Source organism: Synechococcus sp. CB0101, from assembly GCF_000179235.2.
Taxonomy (GTDB): domain Bacteria; phylum Cyanobacteriota; class Cyanobacteriia; order PCC-6307; family Cyanobiaceae; genus Vulcanococcus.
Genome location: NZ_CP039373.1, coordinates 1,167,633 through 1,188,963, shown reverse-complemented (window position 1 = coordinate 1,188,963; position 21,331 = coordinate 1,167,633). Strand labels below are relative to the sequence as shown.

Sequence of the window (21,331 nt, the reverse complement as noted above, 5' to 3'; positions counted from 1 at the left end):
CTCAGGCTGATCGCGGCAGTTGCGGCCCAGCGGGTCCCTGGCCGAAGCGCACCTTGCCGATCAGCTCCTCCACCAGAGCCGGAGGCCACTGCAGGCGCTGCTGCAGGTCGGCCAGATCACGGAAGGGGGTGCGTTGGCGTTCGCGCAGCAGCCGCGCGCGCCGCACGGCATCCAGTTGAGGCAGTTCCTGTTCCAGGGCTGCCGCAGTGGCGTGGTTGAGGTCTACGGCTCTCGGGTTGGCGCTGTGCGGGGCTCCGTCGCCGTACCACCGGAACAGCAGCAGGGGTTCCCAGGTCAGCACCTGGCTGCGAGGCAGCTCCAGCAACCGTTCCAGATCGTCGATACCGCTCAGCTGCACGCCGCCTCGCTGCAGGCGAACCAACAGGTCGACCTGGGTTGCGGTGATCCCCGGGAGCCGCAGCCAGTCGTCGGCGCTGGCACGGTTCACATCCAGGCGCCAGCCCAGGGCGGCGGCGCGCTGGGCCTCACTGGGATCCTGCAGGCGCCGCTGCGGATCCTGGCGGAGCTTCAGCTCCAGTAGGTCGCGCTCCACGACCTCTTCCGTTTGGATGGCTTCAATCGGCGTCTGTGCGGGTTCGGGCCTACGGGCCGGATTCGGCCTGCGCGGCAGTTGCCCAGTGGCCTCCAGCAGGCTGCGGGCAAACGGATCCAACCAGTGGCCACGGGCCATGGCGGCGGCGGCAGAAGCACAGTGGCCCGACCTTAACGATCTTCAGGCCACTCCACCAAGCCGAGGCGGATGCCTTTGATGGCGGCCTGAAGACGGCTGCGGGCATCGAGTTTGTGTAAGACCTGCGCCACATGGCTCTTCACCGTTTCGATGCTGAGGAAGAGGTCGGCCGCAATCTCTGGGTTGGTTGCATTGGCGGCGATCCTCTGCAGCACCTCCAGCTCGCGTTCAGTGAGTGGGGCTAGCGGTGCATCTCCGATGCCGCAGAAGCCTTGGAGGTACTGCTGTTGCAACCCTTTTTCGATGTAAGCCGCTCCGGCGCTGATGGTTTCGAGAGCCTGCGCCACCGTGCCTTGGCCGATTTGAGATTCCAGGCAGATGCCATCGCAGCCGGCATCCACCGCGCGGCGGATCGTGATGAGCCGTCGGGGTTGGGTCACAACAAGCAAGGTGGAGGGGGCTGGCTGAAGTTGCTTGGCTGCCTCCACCAACGATCCACCGTTGCCTTGCTCGAGGCGGTCTGTACAGAGCAAGAGATCGGCCTGGGTGGATCGCAGTCGATCCAGTGCGTCTGATTCAGAGGTTGTGGCGCCCGCTAGCTGTTGGGCTGGGCCAAGGGCACTAACAAATAGGGTCAAGGTCATCGGGCTCCCAAAGCACACCACCAAGCGATGGCGCTCCAGCAGCGTGTTGCCACTGGTCACATGGCCGCGCATCTGCTCGATCAGCGGGGTGAAGTCCACGGGAATTGGCCTGGGGCACACGTTCACTGTGTGTCGCCTCACTGGCAGCGTCAGCTAAGGGCTGAACCCCAGCCCCAGATACGTGGATCCGCACTCGTCAGCCCTGGCGGTGCTCAGCAGAATTCCCCAACCCGTTTGGGCCCGGACGCCATGGCTTTCTTCGACTCCGAGATCGTGCAGGAGGAAGCCAAGCGCCTGTTCGGCGACTACCAGCAGCTGATGCAGCTCGGGGGCGAATACGGGAAGTTCGATCGTGAGGGCAAGAAACTCTTTATCGAGCGGATGGAGGAGCTGATGGACCGCTACCGCGTGTTCATGAAGCGCTTCGAGCTCTCGGAAGATTTCCAGGCCAAGCTCACCGTGGAGCAGCTCCGCACCCAGCTCGGCCAGTTCGGCATGACACCGGAGCAAATGTTTGAGCAGATGCAGCGCACGCTCGAGCGCATGAAAGGTGAGCTCGACAAAGAAGCCTGAAAGCTCGCTCCTACGATCCGCCCCTGAACAGCAGCGGCAGTGATGGCCAAGGGTGCGTGGGGTTTGCCGCAGTGGCTAGAGCGTGGTGTCGCCGATCTGTTCCCGGCTGGTGAGGCCGCGAGCGACCCCGATCAACAGCTGGCGGCCCGCCTGGCCCAGGCCGAACGGGAAGGGCGGCCGTTACGCGTCAAGCTCGGCATTGACCCCACCGGCTCCGACATTCATCTCGGCCACTCGATCCTGTTCCGCAAGCTGCGGGCCTTTCAGGACGCCGGTCATACAGCGGTGTTGATCATTGGCGACTTCACCGCTCGGATCGGTGATCCCACCGGCAAGAGCGCCACGCGGGTGCAGCTCACCGCTGAGCAGGTGGAGGCCAATGCCGCCACCTATCTGGCCCAGCTCGGTCAGGGGCAGGACCCCGCCCGAGCCCTGCTGGACTTTGAGACCCCAGGTCGCCTGGAGGTGCGCCGCAACAGCGAGTGGTTGGCAAGCCTCGATCTGCCGAAGGTGATCGAGCTGCTGGGGATCTCCACCGTGGGCCAGATGCTGGCCAAAGAAGATTTCGCCAACCGCTACGGCTCCGGCACCCCCATTTCCCTGCACGAATTTCTCTATCCACTGCTGCAGGGCTACGACTCGGTGGCGATCCAGGCGGATCTCGAGCTGGGGGGCACCGATCAGAAGTTCAACGTGGCCATGGGCCGCGATCTGCAGCGCCATTTCGGCCAGCGCACCCAGTTCGGGATGCTCCTGCCGATCCTGCCGGGCCTTGATGGGGTGCAGAAGATGAGCAAGAGCCTGGGCAACACGGTGGGCCTCAGCGAAGACCCACTCTCGATGTATTCCAAGCTCGAGAAGGTGCCCGATGCGGCGGTGGAGGAGTACCTCACCCTGCTCACCGATCTGGATCTTGAGGCCCTGCCGGCCAACCCTCGTGAGCGGCAGAAGGCGATGGCCGTGGAGGTCACACGGCAGCGCCATGGCGAATCAGCGGCCCAGCAGGCCCAGGCCGATGCCGGCAAGCTGGTGGGCGGTGCCAGCGGCAGCGGTGCTGCCGACGCCGATGTGCCGGAGGCTTCTTTGGCGGCGGTGAATTTCCCCGCTAAGGCTTTCTATCTGCTCAGTGCTGTGGGGGTGTGTGCCAGCAGCAGCGAGGCGCGCCGCCAGATCCAGGGAGGTGGCGTGAAGCTCGATGGCGAGAAGCTCAGCGATCCCAACCAGGAATTTGCAGGGCCCGATCAGTTGGCCGGCAAGGTGCTGCAACTGGGCAAGAAAACCTTCCGGCGCCTGGTGGCGGGCTAGAGGCTGCGCAGCACCGCCAGATCCTCCGCATCCAGCGGTGTTGGCACACCGTGCTCGAGCAGCTCGGCAAAGCCACCGTCTTGGCTGAGCACGGTGAGCAGATACAGCCGCCCTGGGCCGGGATTCTCCAGATCGTGGATGGCCTCCTCCGGCACGATCACCACATCGCCGCCCGTAGCGGTGATTGAGCGATCTTCCACGTGGAAGATCACTGTCCCTCTGAGCACGAAGTACAACTCAGCAGCATGGTGATGGCGGTGGGGCGGCACGCGATTGCAGGGGTCGTGCACCTCCAGGAACACGGTGCAGCCGCTGCCTCCAGCCTCCGGTCGGTTCAGCAGTGCCAAGCGGCAGTGGTCATGGTTGCTGAGTCGGAAGCCCTGGAGCTCCTCGGGATGCAGGATCCTCGGCAGCATCGAACAGGGATCGCGTTCGGCCGCTCCATCGTGGAGGCGGGTCCGTTGTGGTGCATCCAGGCTTCGTAGCCTGAGATCTCTTGCAAGGGCCCCACGCCGCGTGACTAGCTCAGCCGCCGATCGGATCATCGTGGCCCTGGATGGCATGGCCCCGGAACAGGCCCTGGCCTTTGCCGCGTCAGTGCCCGAGCTGCGTTGGGTGAAGGTGGGGCTCGAGCTGTTTGTGGCCGGCGGCCCGGCTGTGGTGCGCCAGCTGCGCGATCAGGGCAAGCGGGTGTTTCTCGACCTGAAGTTCCACGACATCCCCGCCACCATGGCGGGTGCCTGCCGCAGCGCTGCACGCCTTGGGGCTGAACTGATCACCGTGCACGCCTGTGCCGGCAGTGAGGCCCTGCGCGTGGCTCAGGCCGCCGCTGCCGAGTCCGCCGCTGCTGCTGGATTGGCGCAGCCCACCCTGCTGGCGGTGACGGTGCTCACCAGCTGGGACCCCCAGCGCTTTGCCGCGGAGCTGGTGATCGACGAAACGGTGGCCGACTACGTGCCCCGTTTGGCGCAGCTGGCGGCCGCGGCGGGGATCGGTGGTTGCGTGTGCTCCCCTCTGGAAGTGGCGGCGCTACGGGCCGCCCACCGCGAGCCTTTCGCCTTGGTCACCCCAGGGATTCGCCCGGCCGGGGCTGCCCTGGGCGATCAGCAACGGGTGATGACTCCGGCCCAAGCCGTGACAGCCGGGGCCAGTCATCTGGTGATTGGCCGGCCGATCACGGCTGCGGCCGATCCGGCAGGTGCCTTTGCGGCCTGCTGCGCAGAGCTTGCTGCTTGATCGGCTGGGCTCAGGCCGCCACGCGCGTCTGCGGCACGAGGTCGGCGTAGAGCTGCTCGAGCTGATTGATGTTGCTCGCGAGCGTGTAGCGCTCCAGGGCGCGCTCGCGGGCGCGGCGGCCCAGCTCGGCGGTGAGCACGGGTTGATCGCGGAGCACTGGGAGCAAGGTGCGCAGCTGGGTGGTCACGCCCTGGGTGCTGATCACGATGCCAGCGCCACCCTCGAGCACTTCGCCATCAGCTCCCGCATCGGTGGCCACGCAGGCGGTGCCGCTGGCCATCGCCTCGAGCAGCGCCAGGCTCAGCCCCTCCACCAGCGACGGCAGCAGGAACACCTCCGCCAGCTGCAGCAGGGCCAGGCGTTTGGCCTGATCCGGTTCATGCCCCCACCAGTGAACGTTGGATTCAGGGCCGTAGGTCTGCATCAGCGACTGCCGCACGGGCCCATCGCCCACCACGACGAGGGTGCAGCCTTCGGGTTGTACGAGTCGCCAGGCCCGCAGCAGCGCCTCCACGTTTTTCTCGGTGGCGATGCGGCCCATGTAGAGGAACACCCGCCGGCCGGCAAAGCGCTGGAGCAGGTCTTGTAATTGCGGTGATGCAGCCGTCGCGCTGGGGGCCCACTGCTCGGGGTCGACGCCGTTGGGGATCACCGCCAGGCGGTTGGCTGGCACACCCAGCCGCATCAGCACATCGGCCTGCAGATCCGAGAACACGACCACCCGGTCGTAGCGAGCCAGGGAGGGGGCGTAGAGCTGATAGGTGAGTTGTTGGGTGCCGGAGCTGAGATTGCGCAGCGCCGCATCAAAGGGCGGATGGAAGGTGGCCACCAGCGGGAGCCCCAGCTGCTGGCAGAGATCCGGCAGCCGGAAATCCAGGGGCGACAGGGTGAGGCTGGCGTGGACCAGATCGGGGCGCAGCCGCTCGAGGGATTCGCGCAGCTCGCGCTGAGCTCCCGGTGAGGGGATCGTGTACACCTGCGATTTCACCAGGTAAGGAAGCGCTACCTCAGGGCTGGGTTCGCTGGCTTCGGGTGCTCGGCCCAGGCCTGCTGCCGGGGTGTCGAAGTGAATGAAGCTGATCTCGTGGCCGCGTTGCTTCAGGGCTGCCGTGGTGCTGAGCCCGTAGGTGACATTGCCGCAGAACGGTGATTTCTTGCCCAGCCAGGCAATGTGGGCCACACGCGGGCAGGGTTACCGACTCCTGACGCTAGCAGCGCTCCCAGGGGCGCTCGAGCAGTGCCGCCAGCAGCGCCAGCCCCGCCAGCGCCCAGAGCACAGGCAATAGGCCATAGCGGCTGACTACAGCGCCGGCCAGCACCAGTGGCAGGCTCAAGGCAATGTTGATCAGGTTGTTCTGCAGGCCAAACACCTTGCCGCGCATCGCTTCCGGGGTGTCTTCCTGGATGGTGGTTTGGGCGGGGATCGCCAGCAGTGCCGAGCCCACCCCCAACACAGCGCAGAGGGTGAGGGTGGCAGTGAGGTTGCCGCGCAACTGGCCGAGCAGCACCAGGCTCCAGGCGATGGTGCCCAGGCCGGCGGAGGCCAGCCGGCGTCGATTGAAGCGATGGCCCACCTGCGCCACCGCCACGGCACCCACCGCCAGACCGATGCCGCTCATCGCCAGCAAGGTGCCGAACTGAGTGGGGCCCAGCTGTTGAATCGCCGAAGCCAGGCTGATGGCCAGCACGTAGAGCGCCGCCAGCAGGCTGTAGAGGAGCACCAGCTGCAGCAGCGCGCTGCGCACGCTGGGGCGCTCTCGCAACACCTGAATACCGTCGCGCATTTCCTGCCAGACGGTTTGCTCGCGGTCTTGCTGGGGTGTTTCGTCCACCCGGATCCAGGCAATCGAGAGGGCTGCCAGGCCGTAACAGAGCGGCAACAGGGCGAACTCACCGTTGGCGATGCCGATCGTTCCCAGGCCGTACTTGAGCAGCCGCAGGATCGGATCGCCGAGGGCGAAGCCCACAATCGTGGCCCCCATGCTCGTGGCCTGATACAGCGAGTTGGCGGCCAGCAGCTGGCGGGTGGGCACCAGCATCGGGATCGCCGCCTGTTCGGCCGGAGCGAAGAACTGGGTGAGCACCGATTCCAGAAAGGTGATCACCAGCAGGGCCCAGTAGCCCCAGCTCAGCCCCAGCCACTCAGGACCCGGCAGCAGGCTCAGGGGAGCGAGCAGCGCCAGGCCGGCGCGGATGGCGTTGCTGGCCACCATCACCTCGCGCTTGCGCCAGCGATCGGCCCACACACCCGCCACCAGGCCCAACACCATCGCCGGGATGGTGTTGGCCACGTAAATGCCGGTGGCCAGCAGGGTGATCAGCTGGGCGCGGCTGTCGATGCTGAAACGGAAGGCGCCGGCGGCTTCGGCGATGGCGCCGTCGGCGGGGAGCGTTTCTGTCACCCAGTACTGGGCGATCAGGAACACCATCAACACGATGTAGAACTTGTCGGCCAGCTGGCTGAAGATCTGGCCAAGCCAGAGCTTGCGGAATTCAGGCAGCGCCAGAACCCCCTGCAGGCCGGTCGATCGTGGCGCTTCGCTCACGGGGTGATTCGGCTCACGGGAAGGGGGGACCGGCTCACGATGATGCCCCATCGGCAAAGCACTGGCGCAGCAATTTCCAGGAGCGTGGGCTGCGGCCCAGATGTTCACGACTCCACAGGTCCACCAGCTGGAGCAGCCGCAGCCATACCGGCAGGGGGCCCATCAGCTCCCCGTCGCGCCGGCGGGGCAGGGCCGGCCGCAGCAGCCGCTGCAGCAGAGCCAGCTCGGACGCATTCAGCACGAGCTGGGCGCCGGCGATCCCTCCGATCACAAACCCCTCGCCGGGCATGAAGCTGCAGCGCCATTCCCAGTTGCCCAAGGGCGGATCGAGAGGTGTACCGCTGCGGGCGCAGCAGGCCAAGGGCAGGGCATAGCCCCCCAGGGCCAGCAGGTGCACCACCCCCTGCACGGCGATCGCCAGTGCTTCCACGTTGGCTTGGCGTTCCTTCACCACCAGCTCCAGCCGCGCCAGCTGCAGCAGCAGGTCTTCAAGCACGCCCTCCACGGCATCGCCGCTTGGCACCAGCAGCAGGGTCTGCTCCGCCAGGCCCTGCGCCGCCGCCAGGCTCTCGAGCCGCTCCGCCAGGGCGGCGAAGTTGCGCTGCACGCTCAGCTGCCGCACCCGCTTGAGATCACCGCGCCCGCCCACCTGCAGGTTGAGCAGGGCTAGGGGCACGGCCGCGGCCATGGAGCTTTTCGGTTTGCGGGCTCCTGGGGCAGCCAGCCGCACCAGGCCCTGGCCGGCGCTGAGCACCGTGATCAAGCGATCGCTTTCGCCCAGGGGAGTGCTGCGCAGCACCAGCCCCTCCAGGCGTTGTTCAGCGCTCACCGGTGCTGGGTGCCCGTAGGGCCTGCATCAGCGCCACCCCGCGGCTGGTGCCAAGGCGGCTGGCGCCCGCTTCCACCAGGGCGATGGCCTGCTCGAGGCTCGTGATGCCACCAGATGCCTTCACAGCCGCGCGGCCTCGAGCCAGTTGCCGCAGCTGCTTCACCTGCTCTTCGGTGGCGGCGGGCCCGAAACCGCTGCCCGTTTTGAGCATGGTGGCGCCCACATCGATGCTGGCCTCTACAGCCAGCTCCAGGGCCTCCGGGCTGAGCCGGCCCACGTTCAGAATTACCTTCACGGGGATACCCAGCTCCACGATCGGGGCCAGGTCGTTGCAGAAGGCGCGGCTGTCGCCATCGGCCAGGGCTCCGAAATCCGGCACCACATCCAGCTCATCGGCGCCGGCACCGGCGGCCCATTCCGCCTCCGCCCGCTTGATCTCCGCCGGTACAGCGCCGAAGGGGAATCCCACCACGCTCACGAGCTTTGGCCCGCGGCCGCCTGTGGGCCCCAGTCGTTCCCGGGCCGCCGGCAGCCAGCGCGAGGCCAGGCACACCCCGGCGAAGCCGAAGTGGCGCGCTTCATCGCAGCAGCGCAGTACGGCTTCGGCGCCCTGGTGGGGATCCAGCAGGGCGTGATCGATCAGGGGAGCGAGATCGGGGAGGTCGCGCAAAGGGGTTGGGCTGGGGCCCCAGCAATCGGGCCCCAGTTTGGAGGGGCGTTCAGCCCTTGGCCTGAATCACACCGAAGCCGCCGTGGTTCCGGCGATACACCACCTGCAGCTCGCCGCTGGACGCGTCGCGGAATAGATAAAAGTCGTGGTCGATCAGCTCCAGCTGATGCAGGGCATCGTCGATGCTCATCGGCGGCATCGCGAAATATTTTCGGCGCACGCCGGGGCTGGGCAGGGTGGCTTCTTTGCCCTCCAGCAGCGATTCGCTCACGGCGTCCTGGCCGGGCAGCTCCGCCAGGCTGGGCGTGGTGGTGGCGTGATGGCCGGGGCTGTGGTGGTGATCGTCGTGGCGGTCCTTGTAGCGGCGCAGCTGGCGGGTGAGCTTGCCGGCCACCAGATCGATGCTGGCGTAAAGGTTTTCGCTGCGTTCCTGGGCGCGGATCACCGTGCCGTTGGCAAACACGGTCACCTCGGCGGTTTGCTGGGGCACGCGTGGATTACGGGCTACCGAGAGATGCACGTCCGCTTCTTTCACCATCCCGTCGAAATGACCGATGGCTCGCTTGAGCTTGTCTTCGGTGTAGTCGCGGATGGCTGGAGTGACCTCCAGATTGCGGCCGTGGATCAACAGCTTCATCCCTTGCCTCCCGGGCGATGGGCTCAGTTGAACGCTAGGAACGGTGCGTGATTTCCACCACAGCCGACGCAATCTGTTTCGAGCCGGCGGGGTTGATTGCCTTCCCGCGGGCTTGGAGCTGGCAGCAGCAGCTGCAGCAGCGGTTGCTGGCGGATCCAGATGGTCCGGATGCCCTGCTGCTCCTGGAGCACGAGCCCTGTTACACCCTTGGCCGCGGGGCGGATTCGGCTTTTCTGGGGTTCGATCCGGCTGATCCTCCGGCCCCGCTCTTTCGGATTGATCGTGGCGGGGAGGTGACCCACCACTGCCCTGGCCAGCTGGTGCTCTATCCGGTGCTCAACCTGCAGCGCCACGGCGCCGACCTTCACCTCTATCTCCGGGAGCTGGAGGGGGTGGTGATCGATCTGTTGGCGGAGCTGGGGCTTCAGGGTGAACGCGTGGAGGGGCTCACCGGCGTGTGGCTGGAGGGGCAGAAGGTGGCGGCGATTGGTGTGGGTGCCCGGCGCTGGATCAGCCAGCACGGCCTGGCCCTGAATGTGGAGGCGGATCTGGCAGGTTTTGCCCAGGTGGTGCCCTGTGGGATTGCTGATCGGCCCGTTGGGCGCCTGCTGGACTGGCGGCCTGAGCTCTCCGCCGCTGCGTTGCGGCCGCTGCTGCTCCAGTGCTTCGGCCGTCGCTTTGGCGTGAGGTTGCGGCCCCCCACCCCCCAGGAAGCCCTTCAGGGGTGGTAAGACCGGGGCCACTCATGTGCTCCCGATGTCCACCGCTGAGATCCGCTGGAGCGGCAGCCGCCGCGATCAGCAGGCCCTGGCTCAACGGCCCGACTGGCGCGATCTCACGGGCCTGGAGCAGCTCTGGCCGCGGCTGGCGGAACGCCATAGCGACGCCACGGCCCTGGACGCGCCCCATGCCAAGCCGCCCGAGCAGCTGAGCTTCAGCGATCTCAACGCCCGCATTGAGCAGGCCGCCGCCGGCTTTGCCGCTCTGGGTGTGAAGCCCGGTGATGTGGTGGCGCTGTTTTCCGAAAACAGCCCCCGCTGGCTGGTGGCCGATCAGGGCCTGATGCGGTTGGGGGCCGCCGATGCGGTGCGCGGTAGCGGGGCGCCGGTGGAGGAGCTGCGCTACATCGCCGCTGATTCAGGCGCTGTGGCGCTGGTGCTCGAATCGGCGGAGCTGCTCACTCGGCTCAAGCTCAGCAGTGAATTGCTGGGGCAGCTGCGCTTTGTGGTGCTGCTTCAGGGCGATCGCGGCTCGGTGGTGCCGGTGTTGCCCTGCTTCACCTGGGAGGAGCTCATGGCCCAGGGCGCCAAGGCGCCAGCCCCGGCCTGGCCCGAGGGCGGTGAGCAGCGGCTGGCCACGGTGCTTTACACCTCCGGCACCACCGGCCAACCCAAGGGCGTGCCCCTCAGTCACGCCAACCTGTTGCATCAGCTGCGCCATCTCGGGGTGGCGGTGGCGCCGCAGCCTGGGGATCGGGTGCTCAGCGTGTTGCCGATCTGGCATGCCTACGAGCGCAGCGCCGAATACTTCCTGCTGGCCTGCGGCTGCGCGCAGACCTACACCAACCTCAAGCAGCTCCGCCCTGATCTGCAGCGGGTGCGGCCCCACTATCTGATCAGCGTGCCGCGGCTTTGGGAGGCACTGCTGGGGGGCTTTGAAGATGCCTTGGCCGCCATGCCCAGCGCCCGGCAAAAGCTGCTGCGCTCGGCCCTTGGCCTGAGCCGCTACCACTGCCTGTCGCGGCGGGTGGCGGCGGATCGCACCCTGGCTCCTGAGCCTGCAGGCCGTCGCCTGCTGGCGGCCGGCGGGGCCCTGCTCAGCTGGCCGTTGCATGGCTTGGCCAGCCGGGTGCTCTGGCCCAAGGTGCGCCAACAGCTCATCGGCGGCCGCCTGCGCACCGCCATCAGCGGCGGTGGTGCCCTGGCGATTCATGTGGATGGTTTCTTTGAGGCGGTGGGGATTGAGCTGCTGGTGGGCTATGGCCTCACCGAAACCAGCCCGGTGCTCACCTGCCGCCGCCGCTGGAACAACCGCCGCGGCAGCTCCGGCCAGCCGCTGCCGGGCACGGCGATCCGGATCGTGGATCCCGAAAGCGGGGCGCTGCTCCAGATCGGCCAGCGGGGGCGGGTGCTGGCCCAGGGGCCCCAAGTGATGCAGGGCTATTTGGGCAAACCCGAGGCCACCGCCAAGGTGCTCGATCAGGAGGGTTGGTTCGATACCGGTGATCTGGGTCAGCTGCTGGCCGATGGAACCCTGGTGCTCACCGGCCGCGCCAAAGACACGATCGTGCTCAGCAGCGGCGAGAACATCGAGCCCGGCCCGCTGGAGGAGTGCTTGGTGGCCTGCACCCTGGTGGAGCAGGTGATGGTGGTGGGGCAAGACCGCAAGGCCCTCGGTGCCCTGGTGGTGCCGAAGCTGGAGGCACTGGCCGGCTGGGCCCGGGAGGAGGGGCTCCCTTCACCGCAGCCCGGCGCTGCTGCAGACCCTGCTCTGCTGAAAGCGTTCGCCAGCCGCCTCAACCGCCGCCTGCAGGCCCGCCCAGGCGCGCGGCCCGACGAACGGCTGGCTGGGGTGGCCCTGGTGGAGCCCTTCAGCCTCGACAACGGCCTGCTCACCCAGACCCTCAAACAGAAACGCGATCGCATCGCCGAGCGCGACGCCGCCGCGATTGAGGCGATCTACGGCCGCTGAGGTAGCGCGGAAGGGGGTGTGGGGCGGTTCCGGCCGGAAACCCGCCCTGCCGCTGCGTTGCCGCCGCCGCAGCTGGCTGACAACCTGAGCGCTGCATTTCCAAGTCCATGGCCGACGGCAGCCTTTCGATCAAGCGTTCGATCACCGTGCGTGCCGTGGTCACCCCCCGCTGGAAGGAAGACGCTGAGCGCGAGATCAGCAACGCCATCGCCGGCAGCGATGGCCAGCTCGCACAGCTGGAGCAGGAAGGGCAGCAGCTCGTGGATGCGATCCGCAGCCAGAGCATCAACCCCCTCGATCCCCGCGTGCAGGAGCAGGTGGCGTCGGTGCAGGAGCAGGTGGCTGCGAAGCGGGCCGAGCTCGAGGAGCAAAAGCGCCAGCTGATCGAGCAGCAGCGTCAGGTGCGTGATCTGGAGATGGAGCAGATCGTGGATCAGGGCCAGCTCGAGAGCTTCTGCGACGTGCGCGTGGGCGACAACCTTGTTGAGAAGTTGTCTGTGGCCGTGGTGGTGCGCGATGGCGTGATCGAAGCGATCGAAGGCAGCCTCTGAGCCAGAAGGGGGCCACGTAAAATCCGCCCCAATTGCGCGGCAGACCTCCGTTGGCCACCCACGAAATCTTTATGCCCGCCCTCTCCTCCACCATGACGGAGGGGAAGATCGTGGAGTGGCTCAAAAAGCCTGGCGACAAGGTGGAGCGGGGTGAGTCGGTGCTCGTGGTCGAGTCCGACAAGGCCGATATGGATGTGGAGTCGTTCAACGAGGGCTATCTCGCCGCCGTGTTGATGCCGGCCGGTGGCACGGCCCCGGTGGGCGAAACCATCGGCCTGATCGTGGAAACCCAGGCGGAGATCGCTGAGGTTCAGGCCAAGGCCCCCAGTGGTGGTGCGGCGGCGGCTCCCGCTGCGGCCGCGGCTCCTGCGCCTGCTCCGGCCGCTGCCCCCGCGCCAGTGGCCGCAGCTCCAGCACCCGTTGTCGCTGCCGCCCCTGTTCCCGTGGCCAGCGGCCGGGTGGTGGCCAGCCCCCGCGCCAAGAAGCTCGCCAGCCAGCACGGCGTGGCGCTCGAAACCATGCGTGGCAGCGGCCCCCACGGCCGCATTCAGGCTGAAGACGTGGAACGGGCCCTCGGTCTCACCGTGGCTGTGCCCCGCGTGGCGGAGGGATCAGCCCCTGCGGCTGCCGCCTCAGGCAATGGCGCCGCTGCGCCGGCTCCCGCACCCGCCGGTGACGCGTTTGGACGCCCCGGCGAGAGCGTGAGCTTCAACACGCTGCAGAACGCGGTCAACCGCAACATGATCGCCAGCCTGGAGGTGCCTTGCTTCCGGGTGGGCTACACGATCACCACCACCAAGCTCGACGCCTTATACAAGCAGGTGAAGAGCAAGGGCGTGACCATGACGGCCCTGTTGGCCAAGGCCGTGGGTGTGGTCCTGGCCCGTCACCCCCAGGTGAATGCCGCCACCAGCGCCGATGGCAGCGCCATGAGCTTCCCCGCTGCTGTGAATGTGGCTGTGGCTGTGGCTATGGAAGACGGCGGTCTGATCACCCCTGTGCTCGCCAACGCCGACAAGACCGATATCTATTCGTTGGCGCGCAACTGGGCTGATCTGGTGAGCCGCGCCCGCAGCAAGCAGCTTCAGCCCGAGGAATACAGCACCGGCACCTTCACCCTCTCCAACCTGGGGATGTTCGGTGTGGATCGCTTCGACGCGATCCTGCCCCCTGGCACCGGCGCCATCCTGGCTGTCGCCGCCTCCCGCCCCACCGTTGTGGCAGGTAAGGATGGCTCGATGCGCGTGGCCAACCAGATGCAGGTGAACCTCACCTGTGATCACCGCGTGATCTATGGCGCCCACGCGGCAGCCTTCCTCAAGGATCTGGCCCAGCTGATCGAAACCAACCCCGAAAGCCTGGCGATCTGACCACCACACCGCGCGCGCTCAAGTCCTCGATTGATGGCGATCGATCCGGCTGATCAACGGTTATCGAGCTACGTGTTCGATCTGCCGGAGACGTTCATCGCCCAGAGCCCGGTGGAGCCGCGCCATGCCGCTCGATTGTTGGTGGTGGACCCCGGGCAACCCAGCGGTTGCCGGCACCGCACGGCCTGGGATCTACAGGATGAGCTGAAGCCTGGAGATCTCCTCGTGGTGAACAACACCCGGGTGCTCAAGGCGCGGCTGCAGGCTCGACGGCCCAGTGGCGGCAGCGTGGAGCTGCTGGTGCTGGAGCCGGCCGGGGAGAGTGATTGGCTTTGCCTGGCTCGTCCAGCCAAACGGCTCAAACCCGGAGAGTTGCTGCAGCTGGAACATCACGGTCAGCCCGCCATCGGCCTTGAGATCGTGGCCATCGATGAAGAGACGGGGGGGCGTGTGGTGCGTTTCCCTGAGGAGTGCACCAGTCCGGAAGCGATCGAAACGCTGCTAGCCCGCTACGGCTCCATGCCGTTGCCTCCTTACATCCAGCAGCAAAACGACGACGACGACACCCGCTATCAGACCCGCTACGCCTCACGGCCCGGAGCCGTGGCGGCACCAACGGCGGGCCTACACCTCAGTGATGAGCTGATTGCCGCCATCCGGGCTCGCGGTGTGGAGATGGCCGAAGTCACGCTGCACGTGGGTCTGGGGACCTTCCGACCCGTGGAAACGGAAGATCTCAATCAGCTGGAACTGCACAGCGAGTGGGTGGAGGTGTCACCCGTCTTGGTGGAGGCCGTGGCAGCCTGCCGGGCTCGCGGAGGCCGTGTGATCGCTGTGGGAACCACCAGTGTGCGCAGCCTGGAGGCGGTGGCTCAGTTGCATGGTGGAACCCTCCAGTCCCATGCCGGACCGGTGAATTTGGTGATTCAACCGGGCTATCGCTTCGCGGTGGTGCAGGGGCTTCTCACGAACTTCCATTTGCCCAAGAGTTCTTTGCTGTTGTTGGTGAGCGCTCTGATCGGGCGCACGCGGTTGCTGGATCTCTACGAACAGGCCAAAGCGGAGGGTTATCGCTTCTTCTCCTACGGCGATGCGATGTGGATCGCACCGGAGGCTGTGCTCCAGCAGGCGCAGCCTCAGCTGGGGGTGTAGCGGGCAGAGGCGCGCCCCGCTTGGAATCAACGCCATAAAAAAGCCGCCAACGATTCCGTTGGCGGCTCAGTTCAGTCATGGCGTGGCATCACGCCGCTGGGAAGGCTCAGCTTTGGCCCCAGCAGAGCTTGGGGTTGCTGGTGGTGAGCAGCATGCCGGTCATCGGCACGTTGGTGGTTTGCAGCGTGTAGCTGAACTCGCTGGGACGCACACCGGTGGGCTTGGCGCACAGGAAGGTGGCACCGTTGGTGTTGGTGGTGGTCTTGGTGCTCACGCCGTAGAGCTGAAGCAGGTTCACCATGGAGGCGTCGTAATCCACCTCGGCGTCGCTGCTACCCAGGAACAGCTGGGAGCGGCTGCTGCCACAACGTGCCTTGGAGGTGGTGACGTTGGGATACAGAGCCTGGGAGGTGTAGGTCACATCACACAGCACGCCCTGAGGAGTGTTGGTTGTGCCCTGGATCGACAGGATGGCGACGGAGGTGGGGTTCGCCTGCTTGACGAATACCTGCTTGGGGATGAAGTTCTTGAGGTCAATCGCCTCGGCGCTGTTGGCGAGCAGGGCAGGAGCCGCAACAGAAGTGGCGATGGCTGCCGAGATGGCACCAGCGCGGGACAGGAGACGCATGACAATGGCGCATTAGCAGATAAATATTGCCACGCAAGGGGTGCATTTTGGCTGAATTAATTTATTTGCTTTTGGGGCCTATGTGTAAATCTGCTTGCTTTGCTGTTGTGGTCTTGCCGGCGCTGTGCAGGGGTTTCGCGTGGTGAGGAGCACGGCTGATTGTTTGGGTGTTGGCATGAAAAAGCCCCGCGTGCCAACGAAGGGCCCACGGGGCTAATTCTCAAGTTGATCGACAGCTGATCGATCGACGGCGGTGAATCAGGCAGCGGCCAGGTTGGCGGCCACGAAATCCCAGTTCACCAGCTTGTCGAGGTAGGTGGTGATGTAATCGGGGCGGCGGTTCTGGTAGTCGAGGTAGTAAGCGTGCTCCCACACATCCATGGTGAGCAGAGCTTTCTGACCGTGGGCCAGGGGCAGATCGGCGTTGCCGGTCTTGGTCACTTTCAGGGTGCCGTTGTCGAGCACCAGCCAGGCCCAGCCGCTGCCGAACTGAGTTGCACCGGCGGCCTTGAACTCCTCAACGAACTTCTCGAAGCTGCCGAAGTCAGCGTTGATTTTGTCGAGCAGAGCGCCGCTGGGGGTGCCGCCACCGCCCGGCTTGATGCACTGCCAGTAGAAGCTGTGGTTCCACACCTGGGCGGCGTTGTTGAACACGCCGGCCTTGCTGGCGTCGCCGGCTACGGCGGTGATGGTGTCTTCCAGGCTCTTGCCGTCCAGATCGGTACCGGCCACCAGGTTGTTGAGGTTGGTCACGTAAGCGTTGTGGTGCTTGCCGTGGTGGAACTCAAGGGTCTGGCGGGAGATGTGGGGCTCGAGCGCATCGAGGCCGTAGGGCAGCGCAGGCAGCGTGTGAGCCATGAGACGGGGAAGCGTGCTGGATGTGGCCCGGCCAAGTGCCGGACGGCCGCGGCATCCTAACGATCGCTTCAGGTTTCGAATCTGTGGGCTTGGGTGGTGAGAACCGTCCTGGCCGCGGCGAGCGGGGCATGCCCTTCAGCAGAAAGTCCCCCTCTGGGCATCCAGAGGGGGACCGTGATGAGGGTTTGAATTCAAGAGACAGCCAGGTGCTGTCAGGGCTGCGTTCAGCCCTTGATCTGCAGCAGCTCCACTTCAAAAATCAAGGTGGCGTTCGGGGGGATTACGCCACCGGCGCCGCGCTCGCCGTAGGCCAGATCCGGGGGAATCACGAGCTTGCGCTTGCCGCCCACCTGCATGCCGGCCACGCCCTCATCCCAACCCTTGATCACGCGGCCGGCGCCGAGGGGGAAGGAGAAGGGACCGCGGCCGTAGCTGCTATCGAACTCTTTGCCGTTCTCCAGGGTGCCGCGGTAGTTGACCACCACGGTTTGGCCTGAGCTGGCCTCCGGGCCATCGCCAATCACCAGGTCGGTGATGCGAAGACCGCTGGGGGTCACGCGCTCTTTGGCGACCACCATTTCCCCGCCGAGGGCGGAGGCGCCGGAATCGGCGATCAGGTCGTTGTTGCCGGCGTCGCTGGCCATGGTGAAAAGCGCAGGGTTGGGGTCTTCAGGGTCCAGTTCGAACTGGCCGCTCAGGCTGGCCGGGGCTGCAGCAGGTGCGGCAGCAGCAACAGCCACCTGCGCCACAGGTTGGGCTTGCACCGTTGAGGGCGCCACCAGTTGGCTCACAAAAGCCAGGAGCAGGCAGGCCACGCACACAGCCGAGCTGATCAGGATGTCGCGCATGGCTCGTTGATGGGCTGAGACGGCGAGATTCTGCCCCAGCTTCAGTCCGGCAGGTCGCTGAAGCCACTGCCGTCGGCTTGGCCGGCGTCGCTGCGCAGGCGCCGGAGCTGCTGCTCCAGGCGATCGATGCGGCCCCGCAGTTCATCCACTTCCCGTTGCCGCGCCAGGCCTAGGTCTTGCAGGAGGTGATCGAGGTTGCGCTCCACCTGGCGCTCGGTTTGCTTCTCCAGCTCTGGGTTCTCGCCGCGCAGGCTGGCCAGCACGTCGTCCACTAGCGCTGAGGCCTGGGAGGGGTCGAGGCGGCCGCTGCTCACCCAGGCCTGAGTGACGCTGCGCAGTCGTTCGGACACCAACGAGGTGGTGCCGAGTCCTCGCACCAGCAGCTGTTGAAGGGGATTGCTCGCGTCCATGGTGCTGCCCGGTCTTGCCTGACCCAAACCATGGCGCTTCCTAGGGTCGATCGCCATGGCAGGCAACCGGCCTTTGTGGAGATGGATCGCCGCAGCCTTCGGTGGCGTGTTGGCGGGCTTGGCCTTACCCCCCTGGGGTTGTCCTCCGTTGTTGTGGTGCGCGTTGCTGCCGCTCTGGGCCCTGGGTCCGCGGCATGCAGCTCTATGGGCCGCCTTGGCGGTGCTGCTGAGTCACCGCTGGTTGCTCTGGTTGCACCCATTGGATTGGGTGGGGGTGCCGCTGGGCCTCAGCCTGCCGCTGTGTGTGTTCTTGTGGCTCGCCCTGGGCGCTGTGGGGGCCGCGCTGGTGAGCGCTTGGCGCCTGGTGGTGCAGCAATGGGGGGCAGATCGATGGAGCACCGCTGTTTTGGCGGCTGCGATTTGGGGGGTGGCAGAGGTGTGGCTGGCTCAAGGGCCGTTGTTCTGGATTGGTCTGGGTAGTGCGGCCTTGCCGGGCGATCCGGCGCTGGCCGGCTTGGCGCAGTGGATTGGAGCGGGCGGCTTGGCGGCGTTGCAGCTGCTTTTGGCCTGGTGGCTGTGGCGTCTTTGCAGTGGGGGGTTGGCGGGCCGTGGCCGGTTTGCTCGTGCTGCTGCGGCCTGGCTGCTGGTGGTGCTGCTGCTGCACGCCTGGGGCTGGGCCCTGCTGCAGGCGGTGCCGCTCGCTGATCGCGCATCGCCCCCCACCCGGCTGCTGGTGCTCCAACCCGCCATCCCCACCCGCGAGAAATTCAGCTGGACCCAGCAGCAGGCCTTGTTGCGTCGCTTGGCGGGTGCTCAGCTGCAGGCGGAGCAACTCGGGGCGGATGCGCTGCTGTTGCCTGAGGGGGCCTTGGCTCTGGGGCAGCAGCTGCTCAGTCCGGCTCCGGTGGAGGTGCTGAGCGGTGGGTTCCGCGAGAGCGGCGCTGCGTTGCGCAGCGCGCTGCTGCGGTTTGCTCCGGGTGATGTGGACCCCGTTCAGGCCATCGATAAGCACCGTTTGGTGCCGCTTGGTGAGTGGATTCCTGGCAGTGCCTGGCTGAGCTGGTCGGGCTTATCGGCCGTGGGCGGGGTGAGTGCTGGCGAGGCCTCGCGCCTGTTGGATCGCCCCGGCGGGCCCATTGGTGTGGCCATTTGCTACGAGATTGCTGATGGGGCGGCATTGGCCGCATCCGTCCGCGATGGGGCTGGGTGGTTATTGGCCAGTGCCAATCTCGATCCCTATCCCGTTCAGCTGCAGCGGCAATTTGCGGCTCTGGCGCAGCTGCGGGCCATCGAAACGGGGAGGTGGTTGGTGAGTGCCGCCAACACAGGCCCGAGCTTGGTGGTGGATTCCCGGGGGCAGGTGCGCCAACGCCTGGAGCGCCAAGCCCCAGGAACCTTGCTGGTTGAGATCCAACCCCTTGCCGTTGTCACGGGCTACAGCCGCGTGGGCGAATGGCCCCTGCTGGCCCTGGCCGCGATTGCCGGCATCGCGCGAGTCAAGTCTCGAGTGCGACAATCTTGAGACTTTCTTGAGACTGCCTGTGCCCGGTTTGGCCTGGTGTTGGCGTGTGGTCCTCGGGCTGGCGGTGGCATGGGCCGGAGTTCAGGCGGGTGGGGCGAGCGCTGAGCCCCAGGCGTTGCAGGCAGAGGCAGACCTCCTGGAAGGTCTGCGGGATCTCGGAATAACGGTGCAGCTCGGCGGGGTGTGTGGTGCTCCCGGTCAGTTGGCCACATACAACATGGGCGCCAATCTTCTTTGCTTGGGTGATGCCCTGATGGCGCGGCCGCAAGAGCGCAACAAGGTGCTTCACCACGAGTTGGTGCACGTCGTGCAGGACTGCCTGGATGGTCTTGAAAGTCCAACGTCCGTTTCGCTCAAGCAGGGGTTGCGCCGGGTTGGCACCCTCAGTGAGCGGCAGCTGAATGGATTTTTTCTGCAGCACCTGCGCAATCAGGGCAATCTCGATCACGTGGTCGCCACCACGGCTTCCCTGCCTCAGGACAGCCGTCAGCGCGAGATCGAGGCCTATGCCTTGCAAGCCGATCCTGCTCTGGTTCAGCACTTGTTGCAGCAGTGCTCCAGATCACATTGAAGGTGTTGCTTCGGCTGCATCATGTGGCCCATTGATCTGAACGTGTTGCGTTCATGGCGGCACAGGAATCAGTGCTGGTGCGCCTGAGCGCAAGTGCCCGTTCACTTTTGCGTCTCCGCAACTTTCGGCGCTTCTGGATCGCCAATCTTGTGTCGAATCTCGGCACCAGCGCCTTCGTGATGGCGCTCTCCTGGCTCACGGTGAAGAGCTATGGCTCCGCGGGGATTGCTGCGCTTGCCTTGGGTTACGGAGTGCCTCAGTTCCTGCTGGAGGTGGTGGGTGGTGCTGCAGCGGATCGCATCAGCCGTCGCCGCCTGTTTCTGCTCACTGAATCTGGATTTCTGCTGGTAGCCCTGGCGTTGTGGGGCGCCTCCCTGCTTGGCATGGTGCCCTTGTGGATGCTGGTGGGTTTAACGGTCTGCAATGGTGCGATCTCAGCCTTTGATTCACCGGCTCGTACCGCTCTCATCAGCGAGATGGTGCCCGAAACTGAATTGGTGGAGGCTGAGCAGCTTTACAGCACCTCCTCCAATATCACCAATATTTTTGGTCCAGCCCTTGGTGGTGTGTTGATGAGTCTTGGCCACAGCGACCGGAGTCATGAAGAGGTTGCTTTCTTCTTTAATGTGCTCAGTTTCCTGCCGTTACTGGCGCTGATTCCGTTCATGCCTGCTGTGCGGGCATCGGCTCAGGTGAGCAAGGTGAAGGGCCTGTCTTTTCTGCGCAGCGTGGCGGAAGGTGTGCAGTTCGTGCGGGGGAAATGGGCTCTGCGTGCCTTGCTGCAGTTGTTGGCGGTGGTGATGTTGCTGGGGATGCCTTTCCAAACGCTGTTGCCGATCTTTGTGCATGGTCACCACACCATGGGTGGCAGCCACAGCCATGGCATTTATGCCGCGCTGCTCTCGGCGGTGGGCTTGGGGGGCTTCGTGGGCTCGCTGTTTGGGATGGCATCCGGGGAGGGCAGTCGGCCAGGGCTTCCGCTGCTCAGTGCTGCTGCAGGTTTGGGTGTGTCGATCCTGCTGTTGGTTTCAAGCGATGTGATCCACTGGGCCTCGCTGGCGGCGTTCTTTGCGGGGGGCTGCGCGGTATTGGCGGTCAATTTGGATATGGCTCTTGTCGAGGGCCTCACGCCGGTGGAGTTGCAGGGGCGTGTGTCCGCCATCGCCAGCCTCGGTAAAGGTCTGCAGTCCTTCAGTGCGGCCGCGGCAAGTGGTCTGATGCACGGGGTCAGCATTCGCAACAGCGCCATCTCCTCGGGCTATGCCCCGGTTCAGATTGCAATGGCCCTCGCTCTCATCGTGGCGGTGATCGTGCTGCGTAAACCGCTGATGCGGCTGTCTTTCAGTCCCGCCAATGGCGCCGATCTGGCCTAAGGCTGCGCGCAAAAAAAGGCGCCCATTGGGCGCCTGGTCGATGAACGTGAATCGCGTCGATCAGAAGATCTGAGCACGCGGGTTGCTCACGGTGGCGAGCTGAGCCTGGTGAAGGCGCTTGGCCTTCAGGATCTGCGCGCGAATCAGAGCGAGGGTGTTCATGGCGGTTGCCTCAAGCTGGCAGCCCCGTTCCCTGCTGCCAAGGCGTGCGTCCCACAAGGGGATG

23 protein-coding genes are annotated in these 21,331 nt (G+C 65.9%); 11 read left to right on the top strand and 12 right to left on the bottom strand.

The features are described 5' to 3' along the window. Window position 1: 1 nt before the first annotated feature. Both CB0101_RS06465 and CB0101_RS06460 read right to left on the bottom strand, forming a co-directional pair. Window positions 2–691 carry a hypothetical protein gene (locus tag CB0101_RS06465; protein WP_010310769.1) on the bottom strand — a complete coding sequence of 230 codons (690 nt, stop codon included), beginning with the start codon at window positions 689–691 and terminating at the stop codon, window positions 2–4. Between the two features lie 32 nt (window positions 692–723). Continuing rightward, entirely contained in the window at window positions 724–1,434 is a 711-nt protein-coding gene (locus tag CB0101_RS06460; RefSeq protein ID WP_010310766.1) for a response regulator transcription factor, read from the bottom strand. 150 nt (window positions 1,435–1,584) lie between these two features. Here CB0101_RS06460 and CB0101_RS06455 point away from each other — a divergent pair, with 150 nt between their 5' ends. Further along, a complete protein-coding gene (locus CB0101_RS06455; RefSeq protein ID WP_010310764.1) occupies window positions 1,585–1,908 on the top strand; it encodes a DUF1825 family protein in 324 nt (107 codons plus the stop codon). A gap of 42 nt (window positions 1,909–1,950) precedes the next feature. Continuing rightward, a complete protein-coding gene (gene tyrS, locus CB0101_RS06450) occupies window positions 1,951–3,213 on the top strand; it encodes a tyrosine--tRNA ligase (RefSeq protein WP_010310762.1) in 1,263 nt (420 codons plus the stop codon). On the opposite strand, the gene CB0101_RS06445 is transcribed toward tyrS, so the two are convergent. Continuing rightward, window positions 3,210–3,629 (bottom strand): cupin domain-containing protein, encoded by a 420-nt coding sequence (locus CB0101_RS06445; protein ID WP_010310760.1) that lies wholly within the window; start codon window positions 3,627–3,629, stop codon window positions 3,210–3,212. The two genes, tyrS and CB0101_RS06445, sit on opposite strands and share 4 nt — an antisense overlap. Window positions 3,630–3,729: 100 nt before the next feature. On the opposite strand from CB0101_RS06445, the gene pyrF reads away from it, so the two are divergent. Continuing rightward, entirely contained in the window at window positions 3,730–4,449 is a 720-nt protein-coding gene (gene pyrF, locus CB0101_RS06440) for an orotidine-5'-phosphate decarboxylase (protein ID WP_010310758.1), read from the top strand. Window positions 4,450–4,459: 10 nt separating this feature from the next. Here pyrF and CB0101_RS06435 read toward each other — a convergent pair whose 3' ends face one another. The 5 genes from CB0101_RS06435 to hpf are packed head-to-tail and all read right to left on the bottom strand — an operon-like array spanning window position 4,460 to window position 9,131. Beyond that, complete coding sequence (locus CB0101_RS06435) at window positions 4,460–5,629, bottom strand: glycosyltransferase family 4 protein (RefSeq protein ID WP_010310756.1); 1,170 nt, start codon at window positions 5,627–5,629, stop codon at window positions 4,460–4,462. Window positions 5,630–5,657: 28 nt separating this feature from the next. After that, window positions 5,658–7,046, bottom strand: coding sequence for an MFS transporter (locus CB0101_RS06430; RefSeq protein WP_083798676.1), 1,389 nt, complete (start codon window positions 7,044–7,046; stop codon window positions 5,658–5,660). Continuing rightward, window positions 7,030–7,824, bottom strand: coding sequence for a DNA repair protein RecO (recO, locus tag CB0101_RS06425; RefSeq protein WP_010310751.1), 795 nt, complete (start codon window positions 7,822–7,824; stop codon window positions 7,030–7,032). The genes CB0101_RS06430 and recO overlap by 17 nt, the downstream gene beginning before the upstream one ends. Further along, window positions 7,814–8,494 (bottom strand): deoxyribose-phosphate aldolase, encoded by a 681-nt coding sequence (gene deoC / locus CB0101_RS06420; protein WP_010310748.1) that lies wholly within the window; start codon window positions 8,492–8,494, stop codon window positions 7,814–7,816. Before deoC ends, recO begins: the two co-directional genes overlap by 11 nt. Window positions 8,495–8,543: 49 nt before the next feature. After that, on the bottom strand, window positions 8,544–9,131 hold the full coding sequence (gene hpf / locus CB0101_RS06415; protein WP_010310746.1) for a ribosome hibernation-promoting factor, HPF/YfiA family: 588 nt from the start codon (window positions 9,129–9,131) through the stop codon (window positions 8,544–8,546). Window positions 9,132–9,178: 47 nt separating this feature from the next. On the opposite strand from hpf, the gene lipB reads away from it, so the two are divergent. The 5 genes from lipB (at window position 9,179) to queA (ending at window position 14,895) form a co-directional block, all read left to right on the top strand. After that, window positions 9,179–9,862, top strand: coding sequence for a lipoyl(octanoyl) transferase LipB (gene lipB, locus CB0101_RS06410; RefSeq protein ID WP_010310744.1), 684 nt, complete (start codon window positions 9,179–9,181; stop codon window positions 9,860–9,862). A 25-nt stretch (window positions 9,863–9,887) separates the two neighbouring features. Beyond that, window positions 9,888–11,822, top strand: a complete 1,935-nt coding sequence (locus tag CB0101_RS06405) for an AMP-binding protein (protein WP_010310742.1) — start codon at window positions 9,888–9,890, stop codon at window positions 11,820–11,822. A gap of 107 nt (window positions 11,823–11,929) precedes the next feature. Beyond that, window positions 11,930–12,373, top strand: a complete 444-nt coding sequence (locus CB0101_RS06400) for a YlqD family protein (RefSeq protein WP_010310740.1) — start codon at window positions 11,930–11,932, stop codon at window positions 12,371–12,373. A gap of 50 nt (window positions 12,374–12,423) precedes the next feature. Continuing rightward, window positions 12,424–13,743 (top strand): dihydrolipoamide acetyltransferase family protein, encoded by a 1,320-nt coding sequence (locus tag CB0101_RS06395; RefSeq protein ID WP_136644019.1) that lies wholly within the window; start codon window positions 12,424–12,426, stop codon window positions 13,741–13,743. A 33-nt stretch (window positions 13,744–13,776) separates the two neighbouring features. Continuing rightward, the gene (gene queA, locus CB0101_RS06390; RefSeq protein ID WP_010310725.1) at window positions 13,777–14,895 is read left to right on the top strand and encodes a tRNA preQ1(34) S-adenosylmethionine ribosyltransferase-isomerase QueA; all 1,119 of its coding nucleotides are present in this window, start codon (window positions 13,777–13,779) and stop codon (window positions 14,893–14,895) included. Between the two features lie 106 nt (window positions 14,896–15,001). Here queA and CB0101_RS06385 read toward each other — a convergent pair whose 3' ends face one another. The 4 genes from CB0101_RS06385 to CB0101_RS06370 form a co-directional block, all read right to left on the bottom strand. Next, window positions 15,002–15,523: a hypothetical protein gene (locus CB0101_RS06385; protein ID WP_010310723.1), complete on the bottom strand. Its 522-nt coding sequence runs from the start codon at window positions 15,521–15,523 to the stop codon at window positions 15,002–15,004. Between the two features lie 258 nt (window positions 15,524–15,781). Continuing rightward, complete coding sequence (locus tag CB0101_RS06380; RefSeq protein WP_010310721.1) at window positions 15,782–16,381, bottom strand: superoxide dismutase; 600 nt, start codon at window positions 16,379–16,381, stop codon at window positions 15,782–15,784. Window positions 16,382–16,605: 224 nt separating this feature from the next. Further along, window positions 16,606–17,229, bottom strand: a complete 624-nt coding sequence (locus tag CB0101_RS06375) for an FKBP-type peptidyl-prolyl cis-trans isomerase (protein WP_010310719.1) — start codon at window positions 17,227–17,229, stop codon at window positions 16,606–16,608. A gap of 41 nt (window positions 17,230–17,270) precedes the next feature. Next, complete coding sequence (locus CB0101_RS06370) at window positions 17,271–17,639, bottom strand: phasin family protein (protein ID WP_010310716.1); 369 nt, start codon at window positions 17,637–17,639, stop codon at window positions 17,271–17,273. Window positions 17,640–17,694: 55 nt separating this feature from the next. Between CB0101_RS06370 and CB0101_RS06365 the strand changes: the two genes are divergently transcribed. From CB0101_RS06365 to CB0101_RS06355, 3 genes are all read left to right on the top strand, one after another. Continuing rightward, the gene (locus tag CB0101_RS06365) at window positions 17,695–19,161 is read left to right on the top strand and encodes an apolipoprotein N-acyltransferase (protein ID WP_050778801.1); all 1,467 of its coding nucleotides are present in this window, start codon (window positions 17,695–17,697) and stop codon (window positions 19,159–19,161) included. A 115-nt stretch (window positions 19,162–19,276) separates the two neighbouring features. Next, window positions 19,277–19,732, top strand: a complete 456-nt coding sequence (locus CB0101_RS06360) for a hypothetical protein (RefSeq protein ID WP_136644017.1) — start codon at window positions 19,277–19,279, stop codon at window positions 19,730–19,732. Between the two features lie 53 nt (window positions 19,733–19,785). Continuing rightward, window positions 19,786–21,105 (top strand): MFS transporter, encoded by a 1,320-nt coding sequence (locus tag CB0101_RS06355; protein WP_010310709.1) that lies wholly within the window; start codon window positions 19,786–19,788, stop codon window positions 21,103–21,105. Window positions 21,106–21,331: the final 226 nt, after the last annotated feature.